This is a genomic window from Mumia flava (assembly GCF_002797495.1).
GTDB lineage: Bacteria > Actinomycetota > Actinomycetes > Propionibacteriales > Nocardioidaceae > Mumia > Mumia flava.
Window position 1 is genome coordinate 1,142,157 of the sequence record NZ_PGEZ01000001.1, and the last position, 21,126, is coordinate 1,163,282.

19 protein-coding genes and 1 tRNA gene are annotated in these 21,126 nt (G+C 72.3%); 7 read left to right on the forward strand and 13 right to left on the reverse strand.

Features of this window, described 5'->3' with window-relative positions; translation table 11 throughout:
• Positions 1–3: 3 nt before the first annotated feature.
• The 7 genes from CLV56_RS05380 to CLV56_RS05410 all read right to left on the reverse strand — a co-directional run bounded on the left by CLV56_RS05380 (position 4) and on the right by CLV56_RS05410 (position 7,356).
• Positions 4–1,263 (reverse strand): glycosyltransferase family 4 protein, encoded by a 1,260-nt coding sequence (locus CLV56_RS05380; protein ID WP_211287984.1) that lies wholly within the window; start codon positions 1,261–1,263, stop codon positions 4–6.
• Complete coding sequence (locus tag CLV56_RS05385; protein WP_100414505.1) at positions 1,260–2,582, reverse strand: nucleotide sugar dehydrogenase; 1,323 nt, start codon at positions 2,580–2,582, stop codon at positions 1,260–1,262. Before CLV56_RS05385 ends, CLV56_RS05380 begins: the two co-directional genes overlap by 4 nt.
• Positions 2,583–2,737: 155 nt before the next feature.
• Positions 2,738–3,514, reverse strand: coding sequence for a 3'(2'),5'-bisphosphate nucleotidase CysQ (locus tag CLV56_RS05390; protein ID WP_039364407.1), 777 nt, complete (start codon positions 3,512–3,514; stop codon positions 2,738–2,740).
• Between the two features lie 59 nt (positions 3,515–3,573).
• The gene (locus CLV56_RS05395; protein ID WP_157805073.1) at positions 3,574–4,998 is read right to left on the reverse strand and encodes a sugar transferase; all 1,425 of its coding nucleotides are present in this window, start codon (positions 4,996–4,998) and stop codon (positions 3,574–3,576) included.
• A 129-nt stretch (positions 4,999–5,127) separates the two neighbouring features.
• On the reverse strand, positions 5,128–5,712 hold the full coding sequence (gene pth / locus CLV56_RS05400; RefSeq protein WP_039364435.1) for an aminoacyl-tRNA hydrolase: 585 nt from the start codon (positions 5,710–5,712) through the stop codon (positions 5,128–5,130).
• A 50-nt stretch (positions 5,713–5,762) separates the two neighbouring features.
• A complete protein-coding gene (locus tag CLV56_RS05405) occupies positions 5,763–6,413 on the reverse strand; it encodes a 50S ribosomal protein L25/general stress protein Ctc (protein WP_039364403.1) in 651 nt (216 codons plus the stop codon).
• A 235-nt stretch (positions 6,414–6,648) separates the two neighbouring features.
• Positions 6,649–7,356, reverse strand: coding sequence for a class I SAM-dependent methyltransferase (locus CLV56_RS05410; RefSeq protein ID WP_039364401.1), 708 nt, complete (start codon positions 7,354–7,356; stop codon positions 6,649–6,651).
• A 239-nt stretch (positions 7,357–7,595) separates the two neighbouring features.
• On the opposite strand from CLV56_RS05410, the gene CLV56_RS05415 reads away from it, so the two are divergent.
• Positions 7,596–9,071, forward strand: a complete 1,476-nt coding sequence (locus CLV56_RS05415) for a glycosyltransferase family 39 protein (RefSeq protein ID WP_100414507.1) — start codon at positions 7,596–7,598, stop codon at positions 9,069–9,071.
• 18 nt (positions 9,072–9,089) lie between these two features.
• Here CLV56_RS05415 and CLV56_RS05420 read toward each other — a convergent pair whose 3' ends face one another.
• The 3 genes from CLV56_RS05420 to CLV56_RS05430 form a co-directional block, all read right to left on the reverse strand.
• The gene (locus CLV56_RS05420; protein ID WP_039364398.1) at positions 9,090–10,070 is read right to left on the reverse strand and encodes a ribose-phosphate diphosphokinase; all 981 of its coding nucleotides are present in this window, start codon (positions 10,068–10,070) and stop codon (positions 9,090–9,092) included.
• Positions 10,067–11,539, reverse strand: a complete 1,473-nt coding sequence (glmU, locus tag CLV56_RS05425) for a bifunctional UDP-N-acetylglucosamine diphosphorylase/glucosamine-1-phosphate N-acetyltransferase GlmU (RefSeq protein WP_039364396.1) — start codon at positions 11,537–11,539, stop codon at positions 10,067–10,069. Before glmU ends, CLV56_RS05420 begins: the two co-directional genes overlap by 4 nt.
• A gap of 35 nt (positions 11,540–11,574) precedes the next feature.
• A tRNA-Gln gene (locus CLV56_RS05430) sits at positions 11,575–11,654 on the reverse strand.
• Positions 11,655–11,819: 165 nt separating this feature from the next.
• On the opposite strand from CLV56_RS05430, the gene CLV56_RS05435 reads away from it, so the two are divergent.
• Positions 11,820–12,779 (forward strand): acyl-CoA desaturase, encoded by a 960-nt coding sequence (locus tag CLV56_RS05435; protein WP_039364393.1) that lies wholly within the window; start codon positions 11,820–11,822, stop codon positions 12,777–12,779.
• A 285-nt stretch (positions 12,780–13,064) separates the two neighbouring features.
• On the opposite strand, the gene CLV56_RS05440 is transcribed toward CLV56_RS05435, so the two are convergent.
• Positions 13,065–13,289, reverse strand: a complete 225-nt coding sequence (locus CLV56_RS05440) for a hypothetical protein (RefSeq protein ID WP_039342922.1) — start codon at positions 13,287–13,289, stop codon at positions 13,065–13,067.
• Between the two features lie 134 nt (positions 13,290–13,423).
• Between CLV56_RS05440 and CLV56_RS05445 the strand changes: the two genes are divergently transcribed.
• The 5 genes from CLV56_RS05445 (at position 13,424) to CLV56_RS05465 (ending at position 16,676) form a co-directional block, all read left to right on the forward strand.
• Positions 13,424–13,990: an ArsR/SmtB family transcription factor gene (locus CLV56_RS05445; RefSeq protein ID WP_039342924.1), complete on the forward strand. Its 567-nt coding sequence runs from the start codon at positions 13,424–13,426 to the stop codon at positions 13,988–13,990.
• Positions 13,987–15,021 (forward strand): serine hydrolase domain-containing protein, encoded by a 1,035-nt coding sequence (locus CLV56_RS05450; RefSeq protein ID WP_039342926.1) that lies wholly within the window; start codon positions 13,987–13,989, stop codon positions 15,019–15,021. Before CLV56_RS05445 ends, CLV56_RS05450 begins: the two co-directional genes overlap by 4 nt.
• Entirely contained in the window at positions 15,018–15,392 is a 375-nt protein-coding gene (locus CLV56_RS05455; RefSeq protein ID WP_039342929.1) for a hypothetical protein, read from the forward strand. Before CLV56_RS05450 ends, CLV56_RS05455 begins: the two co-directional genes overlap by 4 nt.
• A gap of 78 nt (positions 15,393–15,470) precedes the next feature.
• Positions 15,471–16,079, forward strand: coding sequence for a TetR/AcrR family transcriptional regulator (locus CLV56_RS05460; protein ID WP_039342938.1), 609 nt, complete (start codon positions 15,471–15,473; stop codon positions 16,077–16,079).
• Between the two features lie 93 nt (positions 16,080–16,172).
• Positions 16,173–16,676, forward strand: a complete 504-nt coding sequence (locus tag CLV56_RS05465; RefSeq protein WP_039342940.1) for a MarR family winged helix-turn-helix transcriptional regulator — start codon at positions 16,173–16,175, stop codon at positions 16,674–16,676.
• Positions 16,677–16,682: 6 nt separating this feature from the next.
• Here the strand turns inward: CLV56_RS05465 and CLV56_RS05470 are convergent, their stop codons facing one another.
• Both CLV56_RS05470 and CLV56_RS05475 read right to left on the reverse strand, forming a co-directional pair.
• Positions 16,683–18,758, reverse strand: a complete 2,076-nt coding sequence (locus CLV56_RS05470; protein WP_039342943.1) for an MMPL family transporter — start codon at positions 18,756–18,758, stop codon at positions 16,683–16,685.
• A gap of 420 nt (positions 18,759–19,178) precedes the next feature.
• Complete coding sequence (locus CLV56_RS05475; RefSeq protein WP_039342945.1) at positions 19,179–21,095, reverse strand: ATP-binding cassette domain-containing protein; 1,917 nt, start codon at positions 21,093–21,095, stop codon at positions 19,179–19,181.
• Positions 21,096–21,126 lie beyond the last annotated feature (31 nt).

A 21,126-nucleotide genomic window follows, 5' to 3' on the forward strand; every position in this document is an offset into this window, starting at 1 on the left:
GACTCAGCCCTCCCGTGCGGACGTGCCACGCGACGCCGCGAGCTCGTCGGTGAGCTCGTCGAAGACCCCCACGTAGCCGTGCTGCTGGTGCTCCCAGGCGAGCTCCTTCTCGACCCGCTCGCGCCCGTAGCGTCCCATGGCCGCACGCTGCTGCGGCGCGTCGACGAGATCGACGATCGCGCGCGCGAAGGCGTCGACCTCGTTCGGCCGGACGTAGACCGCGGCGTCGGCCGCCGAGACCCGGGTCTCACGGAGGTCGAAGGAGACCACCGGGAGCTCGTAGGCCATGTACTCCATCGTCTTGTTCATCGTGGAGACGTCGTTGAGCGGGTTGCGCGGGTCGGGGCACAGCCCGACGTCGGCGGTCGAGAGCACGTCGGCGACGTACGCGTCGGGCACGCGCCCGGGCAGCTCGACGGCGTCGCCGAGCCCGAGCCGGTCGCGCTCCGCGACGAGGTCGTCGTAGGAGTCGCCGGCCCCCATGAAGGTGAACGCGATGTCGTCGCGCCCGAGCTCGTTCACGACCACGTCGGCGGCGGCGAGCGCGAGGTCGACGCCGTCCTGCGGCCCCATCACGCCGAGGTAGGCGACCAGGTGGTCGCGTCCGCGGCGGCGCCCCGGGTCCTCGGCCTGCTTGCGGAGCCGGTCGGGGTCCGGGCCGGTACGGACGACCGTGACGTGCTCGGCCCTCTTGCCGCCGCGCTCGCGCGCCACCGCGGCGTACGACTCGTTCGTCGACGTGACCCGGTCGGCCGTACGGAAGGTCGCGCGCTCGAGCAGCAGCAGGCCGCGCAACGGCAGCCGGGCACCGTCGGCGAAGCGCGACTCGTACAGCTCCGGGCACAGGTCGTGGTGGTCGAAGACGAACCGCGTGCCGTCGACCAGGCGCAGCCAGCGCGCGATCGGCCAGAAGATGTCGGGCGGGTTGCAGGCCTGGAGGACCGCGAAGCGCCCCGCGCGACGGGCCTTCCGCACGAGCCACGCGGTCGCGAGGAACGAGTAGGCGTACTCCAGCACGAAACCCAGCGCGCTCCCGCCCGGGGCGTACGGGCGGTAGGTGTGGATCGCGACGTCGTCGATCACCTCGTACGGCAGCGAGTCCTTGCCGCGCGGGCAGACCACCGTCACGTCGTAGCCGGCCCGTCGCAGCGAGCCGCACTCGAGCCACACCCGCCGGTCGAACGGGACGTGCAGGTTCTGGATGATGATGAGGACGCGTGGCCGACCAGCGTCGGGTCGACGGCGTCGGCGCAGCCGGGTCACCAGCCGGCCCCCTGGTATCCGGCGAGCTGCTCGACACCGGCGCCGAGCCGCCCGTGCAGGTCCAGCACGTGCGGGGGCGGGGTCGCGGCGAGCGCGGCGAGCGCCTCGTCGTCCGCCGTGGTCACGATCGCGACGCCGACACCGTCCAGTGCCTCCTGCGGACTCCGGGCGAGCAGGCGGTTCAGGTGCGGCAGCTTCGCCTCGACATGTCGCAGGTTGGCGCCGACGAGACGCTCGGGGTTGATGATCGGGTCGTAGATCCGGACGTCGAAGCCCTTGCCGAGGAGCCGCTCCGCGAGCTCGACGTTGGGGCTCTCCCGCAGGTCGTCGGTGTCGGACTTGAAGCTCAGGCCGAGCAGGCACACCCGGCGGTCGCCGATCGCGATCACCCGCTCGACGATGTCGCGGACCACGAGCTCGTTCGTGAGCGCGGTGCCGGCGAGCAGCGGGACGTCGACGTCCTGGCTGCGTGCGAGGTGCTGGAGGGACCGCAGGTCCTTCGGCAGGCACGACCCGCCGTACGCGAACGCCGGGCGCAGGTAGGTCGGCGCGATGTTGAGCTTGGTGTCGCGGACGAAGATCTCCATCACCTCGCGCGAGTCCACGCCGTACGGCCGGAACACCCGCGCCATCTCGTTGGCGAACGACACCTTGGTCGCGTGGAAGGCGTTGCAGGCGAACTTGAGCGCCTCGGCGGTCTCGACCGCCACGTGCTCCACCTCCGCCTCGAGGAACCCGAACAGCGTGCGGACCGCGGCGGCGGTCTCGTCGTCGCCGGTCCCGACCACGACGAACGGCGGGTCGAAGAAGTCCTGGACGCTGCAGCCCTCGCGGAGGAACTCCGGGCACATCGCGGCACCGACCCGCCAGCCCTGCGGGACCACGTCCGGCGTGAACACCGGGGCGACGACGTTCGTCACCGTGCCCGGAGGCACCGTGCTGCGGACCACGACCGCGTGGTGCCCGCCGGCCGGCGGCTCCACGGCGGCCATCGCCGAGCGCAGGTCCAGGAGCGCGCGCGACACGTAGGTCAGGTCGGTCTCGCCGTGCGAGCCCGACGGCGTCCCCACGCAGATCAGCGACACGTCGGCAGCGGCGACCGCCTCACGGGCCTCGCAGGTCGCACGGAGGTGTCCGGCACGGACCGCGTCGCCGAGCAGCTCCCCGATCCCCGGCTCGACCACCGGGCTGTCCCCGCGGTTGATCGCGTCGACCTTCATCGTGTCGACATCGACGCCGACCACGTCGTGGCCGGCCGATGCCAGCCCCGCGGCCGTCACCGTGCCGACGTACCCCAGTCCGAAGACAGCGACCTTCATCTCAAACCCCGATTCGACGAGCCGCGCCCGTGGTTTCGGGCGCCGATCGCGGCCTACCTTACGGAGCAGCGAGGTCCGTCGTACGGGAAATGTCGGAAGTTCGGAGGCAATCCTCGGGCGGGTACGGACCAGGTGCAGAATGCACCCAGAACGACCTAGTCCTGACCGTGCTCGTCCCACCACCGGGTGACGAACGCGGCGACCGTGCCGGCGAACTCCGGGCGCGCCACGAGCAGGTCGGGAAGCCACGGGTTCTCCCGGTTGTAGTCCAGCTCGGCGCCGTCGGCGCGACTGGTGTGCAGCCCCGCGGCGCGTGCGACGACGACCGGCGCCGCCGAGTCCCACTCGTACTGGCCGCCCGCGTGCACGTAGACGTCGGTGAGGTCGCGCACGACCGACATCACCTTCACACCGGCCGACCCCATCGGGACGAGCTCGGCCCCGACCTCCTCGGCGAGCGCCTTCACGAACTCGGGCGGGCGGCTGCGGCTGACGGCGATCCGGATCGGGCCCTCCGCACGCTCCGGGACGGCGCGCGGCGCGGCGGTGCTGAAGGTCTCGCCGAGCGCCGGCTGGGCGACGGCGCCGGCGACGAGGTCGCCGCCCTGCCACAGCGCCACGTGCACCGCCCAGTCGTCGCGCGGAGGCTCGGAGAACTCGCGCGTGCCGTCCAGCGGATCCACGATCCAGACCCGCTCGCTCGACAGCCGGACGTGGTCGTCCGCGCCCTCCTCGCTGAGCACGGCGTCACCGGGACGGACCTCGGAGAGCAGGCGCATCAGCAGCTCGTGGCTCGCGAGGTCGCCGGCGTCCTTCAGGGCCTTGCCCTCGAGCCCCTGCGTACGGACCTCGAGCAGGGCGGCGCCGGCCTGCTCGGCGAGCCACACGGCCAGATCGTGGTCGGACGCGGGCGGGGGCGTGGAGCTGGTCATGACACCCTCTCGGACGGTGACGGGCGGACCCGGACAGCCTAGTCCGGCGCGCCCCGCCGTCAGACGGCGCCGTCGCGCTGGATGACCGCGCGCGCGGTCCGCGCGGCGATCGCCAGGTCCTGGCGCAGCGTCCAGTTGTCGACGTAGTCGATGTCGAGGCGGACCGAGTCCTGCCAGCTGAGGTTCGAGCGGCCGCTGACCTGCCACACGCCGGTCATCCCGGGCTTGACCTGGAGCCTCCGCCGGATCCAGTCGTCGTACTGCGCCGCCTCGACGGGCAGCCCCGGACGCGGACCGATCAGCGACATGTCGCCCTTGAGAACGTTGAAGAGCTGGGGGAGCTCGTCGAGCGACGTCCGGCGCAGGAAGCGCCCGACCGGCGTCACCCGCGGGTCGTCGCGGAGCTTGAACAGCAGCCCCGCGCCCTCGTTGCGGTCCATCAGCTCCGCGAGCCGGTCCTCGGCGTCGGTCACCATCGTGCGGAACTTGTACATCGTGAACGGGTGGCCGTCGAGTCCCGAGCGGGTCTGCTTGAACAGCGCCGGCCCGGGCGAGGAGCGCCGCACCATCACCGCGAGCGTGATGAGCACCGGGGAGAAGGCCACGATCAGGACCGCGGCTCCGACCCGGTCGATCAGGGCCTTCACCCACTGCACCACGGGCGGGCGCCGGCCGGGGCGCACGGAGAGCACGAGCCGGCGGCCGAGCACGCGGGGCTCGATCCGGTAGGGCAGCGCACCGTGGACCTCGACCGCGACGATCAGCTCGATCGCCGAGTCGGACAGCGCCCAGCTGAGGCGGCGGACGTCGTACGCCGTGACGCTGGGCCCCGGCGCGACCACGACGTCGTCGACCCCCAGGTCGGCGGCCAGACCCGGCGCGTCCGCGAGAGCGCCGACGACACGGACGCCCGCGACCTCCTCGATCTGGTCGGTGAGCTCGCCGTCGGCGCGGACCAGGCAGATCCCGCGCACGTCGACGTCGGTCCGGCTGCCCCACTGGGCCAGCAGGTGACCGACGCCCGCGCGGTCGCCGACGAGCAGCGTGGCACGGGGCGGCCGGGCGAGCCGGCGGACGAGGACCACCAAGGAGGTGACGATCGTCGCCGGCACGATCACGACCAGCCCTCCGCGCAGACCGGTCGGGGTGACCCATCCGATCGCCGTCGCCGCGAGCAGGGACGCCGCGCCGGCGATGGCCAGGTGCCGGGTCGGGCGGAGCGAGCGCGCCCGCTCGTACGCCGGCATCGTCGCGAACTCGAGCACCATGACGACCGCGACGCACAGGACCGACAGCCACACCGACCGACCGAACGCGGGCGCGGTGATGCTCGCGGTCAACGTCGCGACGGCCAGCGTGGCACCGATCGCGAGCAGGTCGGTGCGCAGGTCGCGCAGCGTTCCGCGGTGGACCCTGAGCGCAGACGCGACGGCGGGCTTGGTCGATCCGACGACCGCCCGAGCCTCTGCGCCGATGTCTGCCACCGCTTCCCCCGCCCTTGGGACTCCGGCGATGATTCAAACAAACATCGCCGACCCGTGGACAGAGAATTCACAAATCGGGTCGAGCCGACCGAGATCACCTCAGGCGGACTGTCCGGAATGTCCCGGAGGTCAGCTGTTGAACCGCCGCTGCGCGACCTCGAGCCCGTCGGTGAGCAGCGTCTCCACGGCGTCGGCGGCGGTCTCGACCACGAGCGGGAGGTGCTTGCGCTCGGCACTGGAGAACGGCTTCAGCACGTAGTCGGCGGCGCTCTGCCGCCCGGGCGGTCGGCCGATGCCGACGCGCAGCTTGTAGTAGTCGCCGGTGCCGAGCGCCGAGCGGATCGACTTGAGCCCGTTGTGGCCGTTGTCGCCGCCCCCGAGCTTCACCCGCATCGTCTCGTACGGCAGGTCGAGCTCGTCGTAGACGACGACCAGGCGGTCGGCCGGCACCTTGTAGAAGGTCGCCAGCGCCTTGACCGCTCCGCCGGACTCGTTCATGTACGCGCGGGAGCGCCCGAGCACCGCACGGACGCCGGGGACACCGCCGAGGCGGCCTTCCACGACGTCCGCGCGGCTGGGCTTGTGCGCCTTGAAGGCGGATCCGACCCGGTCGGCGAGCAGGTCGGTGACGAGGTACCCGACGTTGTGCCGCGTCGCTGCGTAGCCGGGCCCGGGGTTGCCCAGCCCGACGACCAGCCACGGCGGCTCCGTCATGGCGTCGTTCTCCTGCTCGTGGCTGGGGGTCCGGAAGATCCGCCGGAGGATCACTCCGCCGGAGCGGCGGCCTCGTCCGAGGCGACCTCGGTCGCCGACTCGTCGCGCTCGATGCCGGCCTCGCTCTCGGCCTGCTCGAGCTCGGCCTCGACCTGGTCGGCCGTCGGGGCGGCGACGACGTTGACGACCAGGGTGTCGGGGTCGATCGCGAGCGTCGAGCCCTTGGGAAGGGCGATGTCGGAGGCGTGCACCTGGGAGCCGACATCGAGACCGGCGATCGACGCCTCGACGAACTCGGGCAGGTGGGTCGCCTCGGCCTCGATCGCGATCGAGGCGTGCTCGGTCACGACCAGCGAGCCGCTGACGGCCTCGCCGACCACGTGGACCGGGACCTCGACGGTGACCTTCTCGCCCTTGCGGACGATCAGCAGGTCGGCGTGCTCGATGAAGCCCTTGATCGGGTCGCGCTGGACCTGCTTCGGGAGCGCGAGGTGGCTCTCGCCGCCCTCGACCTCGATCGACAGCAGGGCGTTCGACTGCTTGAGCGCCATCATCAGGTCGTGACCCGGCAGGGTCAGGTGGACCGGATCAGCCCCGTGGCCGTACAGCACGGCCGGGACCTTGTCCTCGCGACGGATACGACGAGCGGCGCCCTTGCCGAACTCGGTGCGCGCCTCGGCCTTGATCTTGTTCTCGGACACGGTGTTGCTGCTCCTCTGCGGCGGGTCAGGTGTGAGTGCGGTGCCTCCCCGACGACGGTGGTCTTTCGGACAGCCGGATCCGACGGAGCACGAGGCACCGCGTCGATCACGGCTGACGGAGAGCCAACCCTCGCCGAGGCAACTTCCCCATCCTACAGGGAGCGACGAACCCCTGTCGAAGCGGTGGCCGGCGGCGCCGGACGACCAGGTCGGCCCGGCCGCCCTCGCTCGCCGGCTACTCCCGGTGCGCGCGCAGCATGATCGTCCGACCCCAGCCCCACGCCTCGGTCCGGCGCTCGAGCCGCTGGCTGAGTGAGTGCCCGAGCAGGCGATGGACCCGCCGCGCGGTCAGCAGACGACGGGGCAGGCGGTCCGAGTCCGGGTTCACGGTGAACAGCTCGTCGACGACGAGTCTCGCCCCGACCAGGTAGCGCAGCCGGTCGGGATCGACCCAGTGCCGGATCTGGGCCGGCGGCGCCGGAGGGGTGATCATGTAGCGCTCGCGGACGGTGCGGTTCTGGGTCGAGACCATCAGCCGGCCACCGGGGGCGAGCAGGTCCGCGACCCGGTCGCAGAACGCCTGCTGGTCGACCACGTGTGCCAGCGTCTCCATGTGGACGACCACGTCGAACGGTCCGCCGACGTCGGTCGTCATGAAGTCGCCGGCGAGCAGGCGAGCCCCGGGCTGCCGCTCGCGGGCTCGGGCGACCACCTCGTCGGCGAGGTCGATCCCGGTGACGTGCCCGAAGGCCCCGAGCCGTCGGGACAACCATCCGGCACCGCACCCCACCTCGAGGATCCGCAGGTCACGGCGGCCGATCCCACCCAGCCAGGCCTCGAAGATCTCGGCCTGGCGTTGCGCGGCCCAGTCCTGGCCGTGCTCGCGATACTCCGCGTTCCAGTCGTTCCAGTACCGCAGGACCGGAACCTCCGCGCTCGTCATGGGACCGGTATAGCTGTTGAATGTTGAAACAATCTGGAGATTGCACGAAATCCGTCCAAACGGGATCACGCAGACCGCGGGCCCCGGCTCGACTACGCTGACGCTCCGTACGAGACACCGGGTCGACGACACCGACTCCCACACCGGACTGGAGGCCGCCGTTGGTCGCCCCCGCCACGACTCCGACTCCCGGGCGCGACGCAGGACCGCGAGACAGGGTCGGCGCACGACGCACCGCCGTGGCGGCCTCCGCGGTCGGCACGATCGCGTTCGTCCTGGCCTGGGCGGGATCGTCCGTCCCGTCGGCGTGGCGCGACGAGTCCGCGACGGTCTCGGCGGCGACCCGCTCCCTGCCCCAGCTGCTCGACCTCGTCGGCGAGGTCGACGCCGTGCACGCCGTCTACTACCTGCTGATGCACGGGTGGTTCGAGGTCGTCGGGGTCCACGACTGGAGCCTGCGGCTGCCGGGCGCGGCGGCGGTCGGGCTGGCCGTCGGTGCGACCGTCGTGCTCGGGACACGACTGGCGACGCTGCGCACCGGCGTGCTCGCCGGCGTTGTGCTCGCGGCGAACCCGCAGGCGCTGTGGTCTGCGACCGAGGCCCGCTCGTACGCGTGGCTGCTCCTCCTCTCGGTGACGCTCGCCGGCGTCCTGCTGCGCGCACTGACGGGCGGCCGGCGACGCTGGTGGGTCGCGTTCGCCGTGCTCACCGCGCTGACCGTCGGGATGTTCGTCTACCAGGCCCTGGTGGTGCTGGCGCTGGGTGTCGCCGTGCTGATCCAGCCGGTGTGGCGGCGCTCCTGGCGCCGGTTCGCGCTCGCGGCGTCGGCGGGTGTCCTCGCCGCGGCCCCGGTCGCCCTCGTGGGCGTGTCCCAGCGGGCCCAGGTCGACTGGCTGCCCCGGATCGGCCTGCAGACCTTGGACGACGTCGCGGTGAACCAGTGGGTCGCGGGCAACCAGTGGTCCGCCGCACCGGTCTGGCTCCCCTACGTCCTCGCAGCCGTGTGCTGGGCCCTGGTCGTGCTCGCGGTCGTGCGCGCACGTCGGGGCGTCCCCGCGACGCGACCGGAGGATCCGCCGCGGCCACCCGACGGCAGGCTCGCCACCCTGTGCCTGCCCTGGCTGGTCGTCCCGACACTGGTGCTCGTCGGGATCTCGCTCGTCGTGCCGGCGTACTTCGACCGTTACGTGATCGCCAGCGTGCCGGCGTTCGCGCTGCTGGTCGGCGCGGGGCTCGCGAGCCTGCGGCCCTGGCTCGCGGGCGTCCTCGTCGTCGTGCTGGTCGCCTGCGCGGTCCCGACCTATCTCGCGCAGCGGGCGCCCGAGTCGAAGGGGACGGACTGGCATGCCGTCAGCGTCGAGCTCGACGAGCGCGCACGGCCCGGGGACGGCGTGCTGTTCGTCGACCGGCCCGACGGCGCGCAGCGCGCCAACCGCGCCGTGCTGCGGCTCTACCCCGACCGCACCTCGGGGCTGGTGGACGTGGCTCTGACGACGTCGGCGGAGCGGCTCGGCAGCTTCCAGGACGACCTGGTCGCCCCGACGGAGCTCGGCCCACGGGTCGCGTCGCTCGACCGCCTGTGGGTCGTGGTCGATCGTCCGTACGCCCAGGGCGCAGGCTCAGCCGACCGCGCCGCCGTCGACGACCTCGGTCTCGTCGGGACGCTGGTCTACGACGGCACCCTCGACGAGCTCTGGCTGTACGAGCGCCCCTGACCGCGTCGCGCCCCGGACTCAGGCCTTGCCGTCGAACAGGCTGGTCACCGATCCGTCCTCGAAGACGGCCCGGATCGCGCGGGCGATCAGCGGCGCGATCGACAGCTCGGTCAGCTTGTCGAAGCGCTGGTCGTCGGTGAGCGGCAGCGTGTTCGTGACGATCACCTCCGAGGCCGGCGACTTCTCGAGCCGCTCGGTCGCCGGGCCGGAGAAGACCGCGTGGGTCGCCGCGATCACGACGTCGGAGGCGCCCGCGTCCATCAGAGCCTCCGACGCCTGCACGATCGTGCCGCCGGTGTCGATCAGGTCGTCGACCAGGATGCAGGTGCGGCCCTCCACGTCGCCGACCACGCGATTGGCCTTGGTGGCGTTCGGCTGATCGATGTCCCGCGTCTTGTGGATGAACGCCAGCGGCACACCGCCCAGCTTCTCCGCCCAGTTCTCGGCCACCTTGATCCGGCCCGCGTCGGGCGAGACGACCGCCAGCGGCTGGCTCCCGTACCGGTCCAGCACGTACTCGGTCAGGATCGGCATCGCCATCAGGTGGTCGACGGGCCCGTCGAAGTAGCCCTGGATCTGCGCGGTGTGCAGGTCGACCGTCATCAGGCGGTCGGCCCCGGCGGTCAGGAACAGGTCGGCCATGAGCCGCGCGGAGATCGGCTCGCGGCCGCGGTGCTTCTTGTCCTGGCGGGCGTAGCCGTAGAACGGCTGGATGACGGTGATCCGCTTCGCCGACGCCCGCTTGAGCGCGTCGACCATGATCAGCTGCTCCATGATCGCCTCGTTGATCGGCGCGGAGTGGCTCTGGATCACGAACGCGTCGCAGCCACGGACGGACTCCTGGTAGCGGACGTAGATCTCGCCGTTGGCGAAGTCGTAGATCGAGGTCGGCACGACCGCCGTCCCGACCGCGTCGGCCACCGCGTCGGCGAGGCTCGGGTGGCACCGGCCCGAGAAGAGCATCAGGTTCTTCTCGGTCGTCCGCTTGATACCGGTCACTGGTCGCTCTCCTGATCGTCGCTGCGCTGCGCCGTGGTCGGGTCGTTCTCGAGCGCCTGCTCCGCCGCCGCGGCCGACGGGGTGCCGGCCCGCTTCGCCGCCACCCACCCCTCCATCGTCCTCTGTGGTCCCGCCGAGACCGCCAGCGCCCCCGGCGGCACGTCGGACCGTACGGTCGTGCCCGCTCCGGTGAAGGCTCCGTCGCCGACGGTCACCGGGGCGACGAAGGTGTTGTTCGAGGCGGTGCGCGCGTGCCGGCCGATGGTCGTACGGTGCTTGGCGACGCCGTCGTAGTTCGCGAAGATCGTGCCCGCGCCGATGTTGGCGCCCTCACCGATCTCCCCGTCGCCGACGTACGACAGGTGCGGGACCTTCGCGCCGGGCCCGACCCGGGTGTTCTTCGCCTCGACGAAGGCTCCGAGCTTGCCGCCGACCTGGACGTGCGTGCCGGGGCGGACGTAGGTGAACGGCCCGAGCGTGGCGCCGGCGTCGACCACCGACAGCGACGCGTGGGTCCGGACGACCGAGGCGCCGTCGCCCACCTCCATGTCGGTCAGCGTGGTGTCCGGGCCGATCTCGGCGTCCTGACCGATCGTGGTCGCGCCGTGCAGCTGGGTGCCGGGGCGGATGACGGTGTCGGTGCCGATCGCGACGTCGGCGTCGATCCAGGTCGTGGCGGGGTCGATCACCGTGACGCCGGCCCGCAGGTGGCGCTCGACGATCCGGCGGTTCAGCTCGGCGCCCATCCGGGCGAGCTGGACGCGGTCGTTGACGCCCTCGGTCTGGGCGACGTCGTCCACGACGAACGCCCCGACCTGGCGGCCCTCGGCGACCGCGATCCCAACCAGGTCGGTGAGGTAGTACTCGCCCTGCGCGTTGTCGTTGCCGATCCGGCTCAGCGCGGAGCGGCCCCAGCGCGCGTCGAACGCGACGATCCCCGAGTTGATCTCGTCGATCGCTCGCTGCTCGTCGGAGGCGTCCTTCTCCTCCACGATCGCCTCGACGGAGCCGTCGGGTCGGCGGACGATGCGGCCGTACCCGTGCGGGTCGGGCACCCGGGCCGTGAGCACGCTGAGCGCCCGCTCGCTGTCGCGGTGGTTCGCGAGGAACTCCTCCAGCGTCTCGGCCGACAGCAGCGGCACGTCGCCGTAGACCACCAGCGCCGTGCCGTCGACGTCGCCGAGGACCTCGAAGGCGACCGAGACCGCGTGCCCGGTCCCGAGCTGCTCGGCCTGGACGGCGTGCAGGACGTCCGGGGCGATCTCGCCGAGGTGCTCGACGACCTGCTCGCGCTGGTGGCCGACCACCACCGCGACCTGGTCCGGGCGCACCGCACGCGCCGCCGCGATCGCGTGACCGACGAGCGAACGACCGGCGATCGGATGGAGCACCTTCGGCCGGCGCGAACGCATCCGCGTCCCGCCGCCGGCCGCCAGAACGATCACGCTCGTCGTCGGCTGCTCGGTCACGTGGCACTCCCGAAGTCGTCGGCTGGTCGGATGAGCTCCCCGGGTAGGAGTCGAACCTACGTCGCTTGATCCGCATTCAAAGTGCGGCGGGCCCTGCCGACAGACCAACCGGGGATCATCCGCGTCCAGACTACGGAACCCGGCGGTCGTCGCACACATCGGCCGCCGCCCAGGGTTGCGTGAGGCCCTCGCGCCGGGGACACTAGAACCTACGGGCGCGTAACTTACGCCTCCGTAGGTCAGGACAGCCCGGCCAGAAGCCCCGGACAGGAGCCCGCCCATGACCTTGCTCGACTCCCGATCGCTGCGCGACCTCGAGTCGGACGACTCTCCGACCCCTCCCGGCCGCCCCGAGCAGATCGCTCTCGGGATCTTCGTGGCGGTCCCGTTCGTCGCGATCGTCGCGGCGATCCCGATCGCCTGGGGCGGGTGGTTCGGCCCCGTGGACGCGGCGCTGCTGGTCGTGTTCTACCTGATCGGGTCTCTCGGCGTGACGGTCGGCATGCACCGCCTGTTCACGCACAAGTCGTTCAAGCCCAACCGCGCGGTCAAGATCGCGCTGGCGGTCGCCGCGAGCCTCGCGATCGAGGGTCCGATCACGCGCTGGGTCGCCGACCACCGCAAGCACCACAAGTTCTCCGACCGCGAGGGCGACCCGCACTCGCCGTGGCGCTACGGCGAGTCCGTGGGCGCACTCACGAAGGGCTTCGCCTACGCCCACCTCGGCTGGATGTTCGACGCCGAGCAGACTCCCCAGCGCCAGTACGCTCCGGATCTCCTCAAGGATCGCGACATCGTCTGGATCTCGAAGCGGTTCCCCCTCTGGGTCGCGGTCTCGCTGATCACCCCCGCGGTGCTCGGCGGGCTCATCACGTGGTCGTGGGAGGGTGCCGTGACCGCCTTCTTCTGGGCGTCGCTGGTCCGGGTCTTCCTGGTCCACCACGTGACCTGGTCGATCAACTCGATCTGCCACACGATGGGCGAGGCGCCGTTCAGGTCACGCGACCGTTCCGGCAACGTGTGGTGGCTCGCGATCCCGTCGATGGGCGAGTCCTGGCACAACCTCCACCACGCCGACCCGACCTGCGCGCGCCACGGCGTCCTGCGCGGCCAGGTCGACATCTCCGCCCGGCTGATCTGGTGCCTCGAGAAGCTCGGCTGGGTCCATGACGTCCGTTGGCCGGTCGCGTCCCGCATCGAGGCGAAGCGCGTCCAGCCCACCGCGGCGGCTGCGGGCTAGCCCGCAGCGCCCACCCGGACAGGACCGGCTCTCGGGACGGTCCCACAGACGGGGTCGTGTCCGCCGACGCGATCCCAGGCCCCTCGTCGGTCTCCCACCCGGCGAGGGGCCGCTCTGTCTCCACCCTCGCGAACCCGCGCGGCGCCCACCAGGCAGTCTGCGTAGCCGGCTACGCAGACCCGCACCTGGCACCGAAGGTTTCCCCAGCCAGGTGGGGGTCTGCGTAGCCGAGTGACCCCGTCGCCGCGTGCGCCCGATTCCACGGGCGCACGCGCGTCCGTGGCCTCAGTGCGTGTGCCGCGTCTGGTGCGACCCCACGTCGGCCTCCGCGATCCCCGCGATCAGCGCACTGACCGCGCCGAAGATCGCCAGGGCGGTGCCGACCTCCTGCCAGGGGTGGGACGGGAGCACACCGTTCTGCGCGAGCAGGAGCACGGTGATCCCGCTGATCACGAACGCGGCGACCAGCACGACGACGCCGATCCACTTCGCTGCGTTGCTCAGGTGCATCTGGACCTCCTCGGGACGTCCTTCTCTCTCAGGGTCGACCCGTTCGCCGCGATCTGCAAGCACACCGCCGGACGGGGTCGCCCGTACGGCAAATCATGTTTGTACGTAGTTCCGTACTTCCATAGGATGGGGCCATGACCGACCAGGACCAGGATCGGATCCGACGTCTCGAAGAACGCGTGTCGGCTCTCGAGGCGCGACTCGAGGGCGCCGGCCCCGTGTCCGGTGCCGACTCGCCGCCCCGCGCCGATCCTTCCGCCGACGCGGACACCTCTCCCGCCGTCCCCGACCCCGAGACCTTCTGGGTCCTGGACGGGCTCGCGCGCCGCTTCCCCGCCGACGGCGCGGTCGTGTTCGCCGGACGCCTCGACCTCCCCGGCAGCGGGCACGTGATGTGGCAGTACGGGCGGCTCGCGGACGACCTCCTGGCCGATCGGTGGGACGAGCTGGCGTCCTCGCTCGGGGCTCTGGCCCACCCGGTCCGGCTCCGCCTCCTGCGCGCTGTGCTGAACGGCGCCCACTCGACGACGGCCCTGCTGTCCGAGCTCGACGGCGGCACGAGCGGACAGCTGTACCACCACCTCCACCCGCTCGTCGCCGCCGGATGGCTGAGCAGCACCGGACGGGGTCGGTACGGCGTCCCGGCCGAGCGTGTCGTGCCGCTCCTCGCCCTGGTGAGCGCGGCAGAGGCACCCGCATGAGTCGCCGTACGGCGATCGCAGCCGCAGTCGTGGCCGTCAGCGTCCTCGCCGGGGTGCTGCTCGGCCCCCACCGGCCCGACCGTGGCGAACCGAGCGGCGACCCGGCGATCCTCGCGGTGGCGGAGCCGCACCTGGGTCCCGGCCGACACGCGGTGAGCATCGCGCTGGTCGACGGGGACCGGACCCGGTTCGCGCAGCTCGGGGCGAGCCCCGACACGGCGTACGAGATCGGCTCGGTCACGAAGACCATGACCGCACTCCTGCTGGCCGACGCCGCCGAACGCGGCGAGGTGAGCCTCGACCAGCCGGTGGGCGACCTGCTCCCGCTGGAGGGATCCCCGGTCGCCGAGGTCACGCCCGGCGAGCTGTCGAGCCACCGCTCGGGCCTTCCCCGGGTCGGTGGCGGGGTCGTCGACCGGATCCGCTCGGCGATCGAGGTCCTCCGCCATCGCAACCCGTACGACGCGACGCCGTCCGAGGTCGTGGAGGAGGCCCGGGGAGTCTCGCTCGACGACCGGGGCACCTTCGCGTACTCCAACCTCGGACCGGCCCTGCTCGGCCAGGCGCTGGCGGCCGCAGCGGGGACGGACTACCGGACGCTGCTGCGCACACGGCTGCTCGAGCCGCTGGACCTCACCGGCACCACGGTCCCGCGCGACGCCGAGGATGTGGACGGGCACGGACTCGCCGCCAGCGGTCGGGCCGAGGAGCCCTGGGCGCTCGACGGCGACGCCCCGGCCGGCGGAGTCCGGTCGACGTCCGAAGACATGGCCGCGTACCTGCGCGCGATCCTCGACGGCGAGGCACCCGGGACCAGCGCGCTCGAGCCGCGCTGGGACGCGGACGACGACCGGATCGGGCTCGCCTGGTTCACCGACTCCGACGGCATCGTCCGCCACAACGGCGCGACGGGCGGATACGAGGCGGCGGTGCTCCTCGACCCCGCCCGTGACCGCGGGGTCGTCGTCCTCGCGGACACAGCGGTCGGCGTCGACGAGATCGGTCGCGCCGTGCTCGAGGAGGCGTCGTGAGCGAGATCGTCGGGTACGCCCTGCTCCTGGTGACGGCCGTCGTCGCGGGGTCGTTCGCCTGGGCCGCGTGGCGACGACCGGCCGACGCGCACGGAGCCGACCGGCTCGCGCTGTCGTCGGCGGCCGTCCAGGCAGTCGCCGCGCTGCTGGTCGCACGCTCCCTCGCGCCGTGGCTGACCATGCCGGCGTGGCTCGCGTGGGCGTGCTGGCTGCCCTGCGTCGGGCTGCTCGCGGCCGGCCTGGCCGGCCTCGCCGTCCGCTGGCCCGGCCTGCCGCCGGTCCCGTCCGGTGCCGACGGCCGACGGCGCCGGATCGCCGGTTCGATCACGGGGATCGCGGTGGGTGCGGCAATCGCTGCCCTCGCCCTCTGACGCGTTCGGACCCGAGTGCGCGACAATGCACCGGTGGCCAGGAACTCCGAGACCTCACCGAAGCGCAGCAGCAAACGCATGACGGCGGCGGAGCGCCGGGAGCAGCTGATCGCGATCGCCCGGACGATCTTCGCCGACCACGGCGTCGACGCGACGACCGTCGAGGAGATCGCTGCCAAGGCCTCCGTCTCCAAGCCCGTCGTCTACGAGCACTTCGGTGGCAAGGAAGGGCTGTACGCCGTGGTCGTCGACCGCGAGGTGCAGACGCTGCTCGGCATGATGCGCGATGCTCTCACCCCCGGACCACCCCGGCTGGTGCTCCAGCAGGCGGCGATCGCTCTCCTCAGCTACATCGAGCAGCACTCCGAAGGCTTCCGGATCCTGGTGCGCGACTCGCCGGTCGGCACGCCGATGGGCTCGTACGTGAGCATCATCAGCGACATCGCTCACCGTGTGGAGGACATCCTCGGGGCGGAGTTCAAGGCGCGCGGGTACGACGCGAAGCTCGCGCCGATGTACGCGCAGATGCTCGTCGGCATGGTCGGGACCACCGGCCAGTGGTGGTTGAACACCCGCAAGCCTGCCAAGGACGTCGTCGCCGCCCACCTCGTCAACCTCGCGTGGAACGGCCTGTCGGACCTCGAGCGCAAGCCGCAGCTGATCCCCGAGGCCGACGAGGGCGCCTGACCGGCCGGCGGGCGCCGTCGGTGACGGTCCTCGGCGACGCGGCGTACGTCCGCAGCCTCTCGATGTCGAGAATCTTGACGCTAGGATCGAAGGGTGAGCGAGAGCGACGAGGTCGAGCGGCTGATCGCAGCCTGGCAGCGGGAACGTCCCGACCTCGACGTCAGCCCGATGGCGGTGCTCAGCCGGGTGTCGCGACTGTCGCGCCACCTCGACCTGGCCCGCCGCGAGGCGTTCGCGGACCACGAGCTCGAGGGCTGGGAGTTCGACGTCCTGTCGGCGCTGCGCCGCGCCGGCGCCCCGTACCGCCTCTCGCCCGGGCGCCTGCTGCGGGAGACCCTGGTCACCAGCGGGACCATGACGAACCGGATCGACCGTCTCGCCGCCCGTGGCTTCGTGGTCCGCTCCCCCGATCCCGGGGACCGGCGCGGGGTTCTCGTCACCCTCACCGACGAGGGCCGCCGGGTCGTCGACGACGCCCTGGTCGCGCTGCTGCGCCGCGAGCGCGACCTGCTCGCCTCCCTCGCCGACGACGAGTCCGACCGGCTCGCGGCGCTCCTGCGCGCCCTCCTGATCCCGTTCGACGCCCCCGGCGTCTGACCGGGGTCACTCGCGCCGCTGGAGCGCCGACGGCCACCAGATCCTCGCGCCGACGTCGTAGGTGACGGCGGGGACGAGCAACGTCCGTACGAGCAGGGTGTCGAGCAGCACGCCGAACGGCACCAGGAACGCGATCTGCGCCAGGAACAGCAGCGGGATGACCGCGAGAGCACCGAACGTCGCCGCCAGGACGATCCCCGCGGAGGTGATCACTCCGCCGGTCACGATCAGGGCGGTCAGGACGCCGCGCCGGGTCCCGTCCTTCTGGGTCTCCTCACGGACCCGGGTCATCAGGAAGATGTTGTAGTCGATCCCGAGCGCCACCAGGAAGACGAAGGCGTACAGCGGCACCGACGGATCGGCCCCCGGCCAGCCGAAGAGGTGGTCGAAGACCAGACCCGCGACGCCGAGGGTGGCGAAGAAGCTCAGCACCGTGGTCGCCACGAGCAGGACGGGGGCGAGGACGCTGCGGAGCAGCACGATCAGCACCAGCAGGATCACGACCAGCACGACCGGGATGATCAGCGCCCGGTCCCGCTCGGCCGTCTCGATGCTGTCGATCTGCTGGGCGGTGGGGCCGCCGACGAGCACGTCGTCGGACACGGCGTGCAGCTCCGTACGCAGATCGCGCACCGTGCCCTCGGCTGCTCGGCTGTACGCGGCGTCGGCGAGCGTCACCTCCACCATCACGTCGCCGTCGACGACTGCCGGCTGCGCCTGCCCCTCCTCGACGTCTCCGCGTCCGCCGGACGTGACGGGCGCCACCCGGGCAACGCCGGCGACATCCTGGGCCGTCGAGACGACCTGGTCGAGGTCCTCCTGCGGCGCGACCACGAGGGCGGGGTCGCCGGAGCCGGCTGCGAAGTGCCGACCCACCGCAGCCTGGCCCTCGACCGCCTCCACCTCCCCGAGGAACAGCTCGGTCTGCGGGACACCCGAGGCCTTGAACGCCGGGACGAAGGCGGCCGCGACGACCAGGCCGAGGGTCACCAGCACCCAGACCCGGCGTGGGCGGCGCGACACGAGGCCGGCGACCCGTGCCCACACCCCGTGCTCCTCCGTGCGGGTGGTGCCGGACTTCGGGCGGAACGGCCAGAACGCGCTGCGCCCCAGCAGGAGCAGCAGCGCGGGCAGGAAGGTCAGGGCCGCCACCATCGCGCCGGCGATTCCGATCGCGGCCACGGGTCCCAGGCTGCGGTTCGACGTCAGGTCGGACAGCAGGAGGCACAGCAGCGCCAGGATCACCGTCCCGCCGGACGCTGCGATCGGCTTCCAGGACTCGGCGAGCGACGCGCGCATCGCGTCGTAGCGGCTGTCGAACGCACGCAGCTCCTCGCGGTAGCGGGCGACGAGGAGCAGGGCGTAGTCCGTCGCGGCCCCGACGACGAGGATCGACATGATCCCCTGCGCCTGGCCGTCCAGCAGCAGGACGCCGGACTCGGCCAGCGCGTAGACGACCGACGACGCTGCTCCGAGCGCGAGCACGGCGGTGAGCAGGACGGCGAACGGGAGGACGGGACTGCGGTAGACGACGAGCAGGATCAGGAGCACCACGACGAGCGCGACCACCAGCAGGATCCCGTCGATACCGCCGAAGGCCGAACCGAGGTCGGCGGCGAACGCCGCACCGCCCGTGACGTACACCGTCGCGTCCCCGACGTCGTCCAGCTGGTCGCGGACGTCGGCGACGACCTGCTCGACCTCCTCGTCGTCCGCCTCGATCTCGGCGTAGGCCACCAGGGCCTGTCCGTCCTCGGACGGCTGCACGGGGCTGACTCCGGTCACCCCGTCGACGCCGGCGACGGCGTCGAGCTGGTCCGCGGCCTGCTGCGGTGCATCCCCGCCGAGCGCCTGATCGCTCTCCCAGACGATCACGGCCGGCGTCGTGTCCCCCGCGAAGTCGCCCCGAACGTCGGCGACCTTCGTCGACTCGGCCGACGACGGCAGGAAAGCACCCGTGTCGTTCTCGGTGACCTCCGAGAGCTGACCGGCCTTCGGTCCCGTCAGACCGCCGACCACCAGCCACGCGATGAGCACCAGCAGCGGAACGACCCACAGCCGCGACCGCGACGACTTCGGCACTGGAGCTCCTTCGTTGGACCGCCCGAGTCGACGCGACCGTAGCACCGGCTCCTCGCCTCTGTCCGATGGCGACCCCGGCCCGGTGGCGTACGGGACGGGCCGCGGTGGCCGGGCGGTGAGTCAGTTCCCACCCGGGCCGGGATGCACGGGGGCGGCGGTGAGTCAGTTCCCACCCGCATCACCGCCGTGGGAACCAGCTCACCGCCGTCACCCGAACGAGCGCCGCCGTGGGAACCAGCTCACCGCCGTCACCCGAACGAGCGCCGCCGTGGGAACCAGCTCACCGCCGTCACCCGAACGAGCGCCGCCGTGGGAACCAGCTCACCGCCGTCACCCGAACGAGCGCCGCCGTGGGAACCAGCTCACCGCCGTCACCCGAACGAGCGCCGCCGTGGGAACCAGCTCACCGCCCCCCGGGATCTAGCCGATCAGGTCCGCAAGCTCCATCCAGCGCTCCTCGAGCGTCTCCCGCTCCGCAACGACCGTGCTCAGGTCCCCGGTGAGGGAGGTCAGGAGGTCCACGTCGCTCGCGTGGGCTGCCATCTCGGCCTGGATCGCGTCGGCGCGCTCGGTCAGCCGCGCGATCTGCCGGTCGAGCCGTGCGATCTCCTTCTGGGCCGCGCGCTCCTCGGCACCGCCGACTCTCGGGGCGGTGTCGGGACTCGACCCGCGGGACGGAGCCGGCGGAGCGGCGTCGGGTCTCGATCCCTCGCTCCGCTCGGGCCTCGACCCACGGGAGGAAGCGCCCGCCTCGGGCCTCGACCCACGGGAGGAAACGCCCGTCTCGGGCCTCGACCCACGGGAGGAAACGCCCGGCTCGGGCCTCGACCCACGGGAGGAAGCGCCCGTCTGCACGCCTGGCCGACGGTTCGCAGGGTCGCGCGGCTGATAGTCCTCCACCCCGCGGACGAGCATCCGGATCGACGCGTCGCCGGGGAGCTCGTACACGGTGTCGGTGACGCGCTCGAGGAAGTAGCGGTCGTGCGAGACCACGACGAGCGTGCCCGGCCAGGTGTCGAGGTGGTCCTCGATCACGGTGAGCGTGTCGATGTCCAGGTCGTTCGTGGGCTCGTCGAGCAGGAGGACGTTCGGCTCGCTCGCCAGCAGCCGCAGCACCTGGAGGCGGCGCCGTTCCCCGCCTGACAGGTCGCCGATCCGGGCGGTCAGCAGGTCGCCGGTGAAACCGAATCCCTCCAGCAACGACGTCGCCCTCAGCTCGGGGGCCGACACGGCCTCGAGCACCCGCTCGGTCGGATCCAGCTCCTCCAGCCCCTGGGACAACGACGCGACCGCGATCGTACGGCCCCGCTTGACCCGGCCCGCGTCGGGCGCGACCTCGCCGGCGAGCAGGCGCATCACCGACGTCTTGCCCGTGCCGTTGGGTCCGACCAGCCCGACGCGGTCGCCCGGCCCGAGCCGCCACGTGACCCGGTCCAGGATCTCCGCGTCGCCGCGGGTGAGCGAGACGTCCTCGAGGTCGAGCACGTCACGGCCGAGCCGCTGCGTCGCGAACTGCTCGAGCGCCAGCCGGTCGCGCGGTGCCGGCTCGTCGGCGATCAGCGCGTTCGCGGCGTCGACGCGGAAGCGGGGCTTCGACGTACGAGCCGGGGCCCCGCGCCGCAGCCACGCGAGCTCCTTGCGCACCAGGTTGCGCCGACGTGTCTCGGTCGCCGTCGCCTGCCGGTCGCGCTCGGCCCGGGCCAGCACGTACGCCGCGTAGCCACCGTCGTACGCATCGACCTGGCCGTCGTGCACCTCCCAGGTGTGGTTCACGACCTCGTCCAGGAACCACCGGTCGTGGGTGACCACGACGACCGCGCTGTCGCGGCGCACCAGGTGCCGGGCGAGCCATGCGATCGCGTCGATGTCGAGGTGGTTCGTCGGCTCGTCGAGCACGAGCAGGTCGTGCTGGCCCAGGAGCAGGCGTGCGAGCGACGCGCGCCGCCGCTCGCCGCCGGACATCCCTTCGATCACGCGGTCGAGGGACATCCCTTCGAGCAGGACCGTGACGATCTCGCGCGTGGTCGCGTCGGCGGCCCACTCGTGGTCGGCCTTGCCGCCCAGCACGGCCTCGCGCACCGTGTGGGTGTCGTGGAGGACGTCCGACTGGTGGAGGAAGCCGACCTCCAGCCCGCGCGTGTGCGTGACGCGGCCGGCATCGGCGGGCTCGATCCGCGCCAGCACCCGCAGGAGCGTGGTCTTGCCTCCGCCGTTGCGGCCGACGATGCCGATCCGGTCCTGCGCCCCGACGCCGAGACTGACCCCGTCGAGCAGGGTCCGGGTCCCGTGGGCCTTGTCCACAGCGTCGAGGTTGACGAGATTCTGCGGTGGGGTCACGGCGACCAGCCTACGAGCCGTGGCGGAGCGG

What these genes read in the sequence shown, in the direction of transcription:
- CLV56_RS05435 (WP_039364393.1), top strand. Translation starts at nt 11,820, where the DNA reads ATGACCTTGCTCGACTCCCGATCGCTGCGCGACCTCGAGTCGGACGAC.
- CLV56_RS05445 (WP_039342924.1), top strand. Translation starts at nt 13,424, where the DNA reads ATGACCGACCAGGACCAGGATCGGATCCGACGTCTCGAAGAACGCGTG.
- CLV56_RS05390 (WP_039364407.1), bottom strand. Translation starts at nt 3,514, where the DNA reads ATGACCAGCTCCACGCCCCCGCCCGCGTCCGACCACGATCTGGCCGTG.
- pth (WP_039364435.1), bottom strand. Translation starts at nt 5,712, where the DNA reads ATGACGGAGCCGCCGTGGCTGGTCGTCGGGCTGGGCAACCCCGGGCCC.
- CLV56_RS05450 (WP_039342926.1), top strand. Translation starts at nt 13,987, where the DNA reads ATGAGTCGCCGTACGGCGATCGCAGCCGCAGTCGTGGCCGTCAGCGTC.
- CLV56_RS05410 (WP_039364401.1), bottom strand. Translation starts at nt 7,356, where the DNA reads ATGACGAGCGCGGAGGTTCCGGTCCTGCGGTACTGGAACGACTGGAAC.
- CLV56_RS05460 (WP_039342938.1), top strand. Translation starts at nt 15,471, where the DNA reads ATGACGGCGGCGGAGCGCCGGGAGCAGCTGATCGCGATCGCCCGGACG.
- CLV56_RS05385 (WP_100414505.1), bottom strand. Translation starts at nt 2,582, where the DNA reads ATGAAGGTCGCTGTCTTCGGACTGGGGTACGTCGGCACGGTGACGGCC.
- CLV56_RS05440 (WP_039342922.1), bottom strand. Translation starts at nt 13,289, where the DNA reads ATGCACCTGAGCAACGCAGCGAAGTGGATCGGCGTCGTCGTGCTGGTC.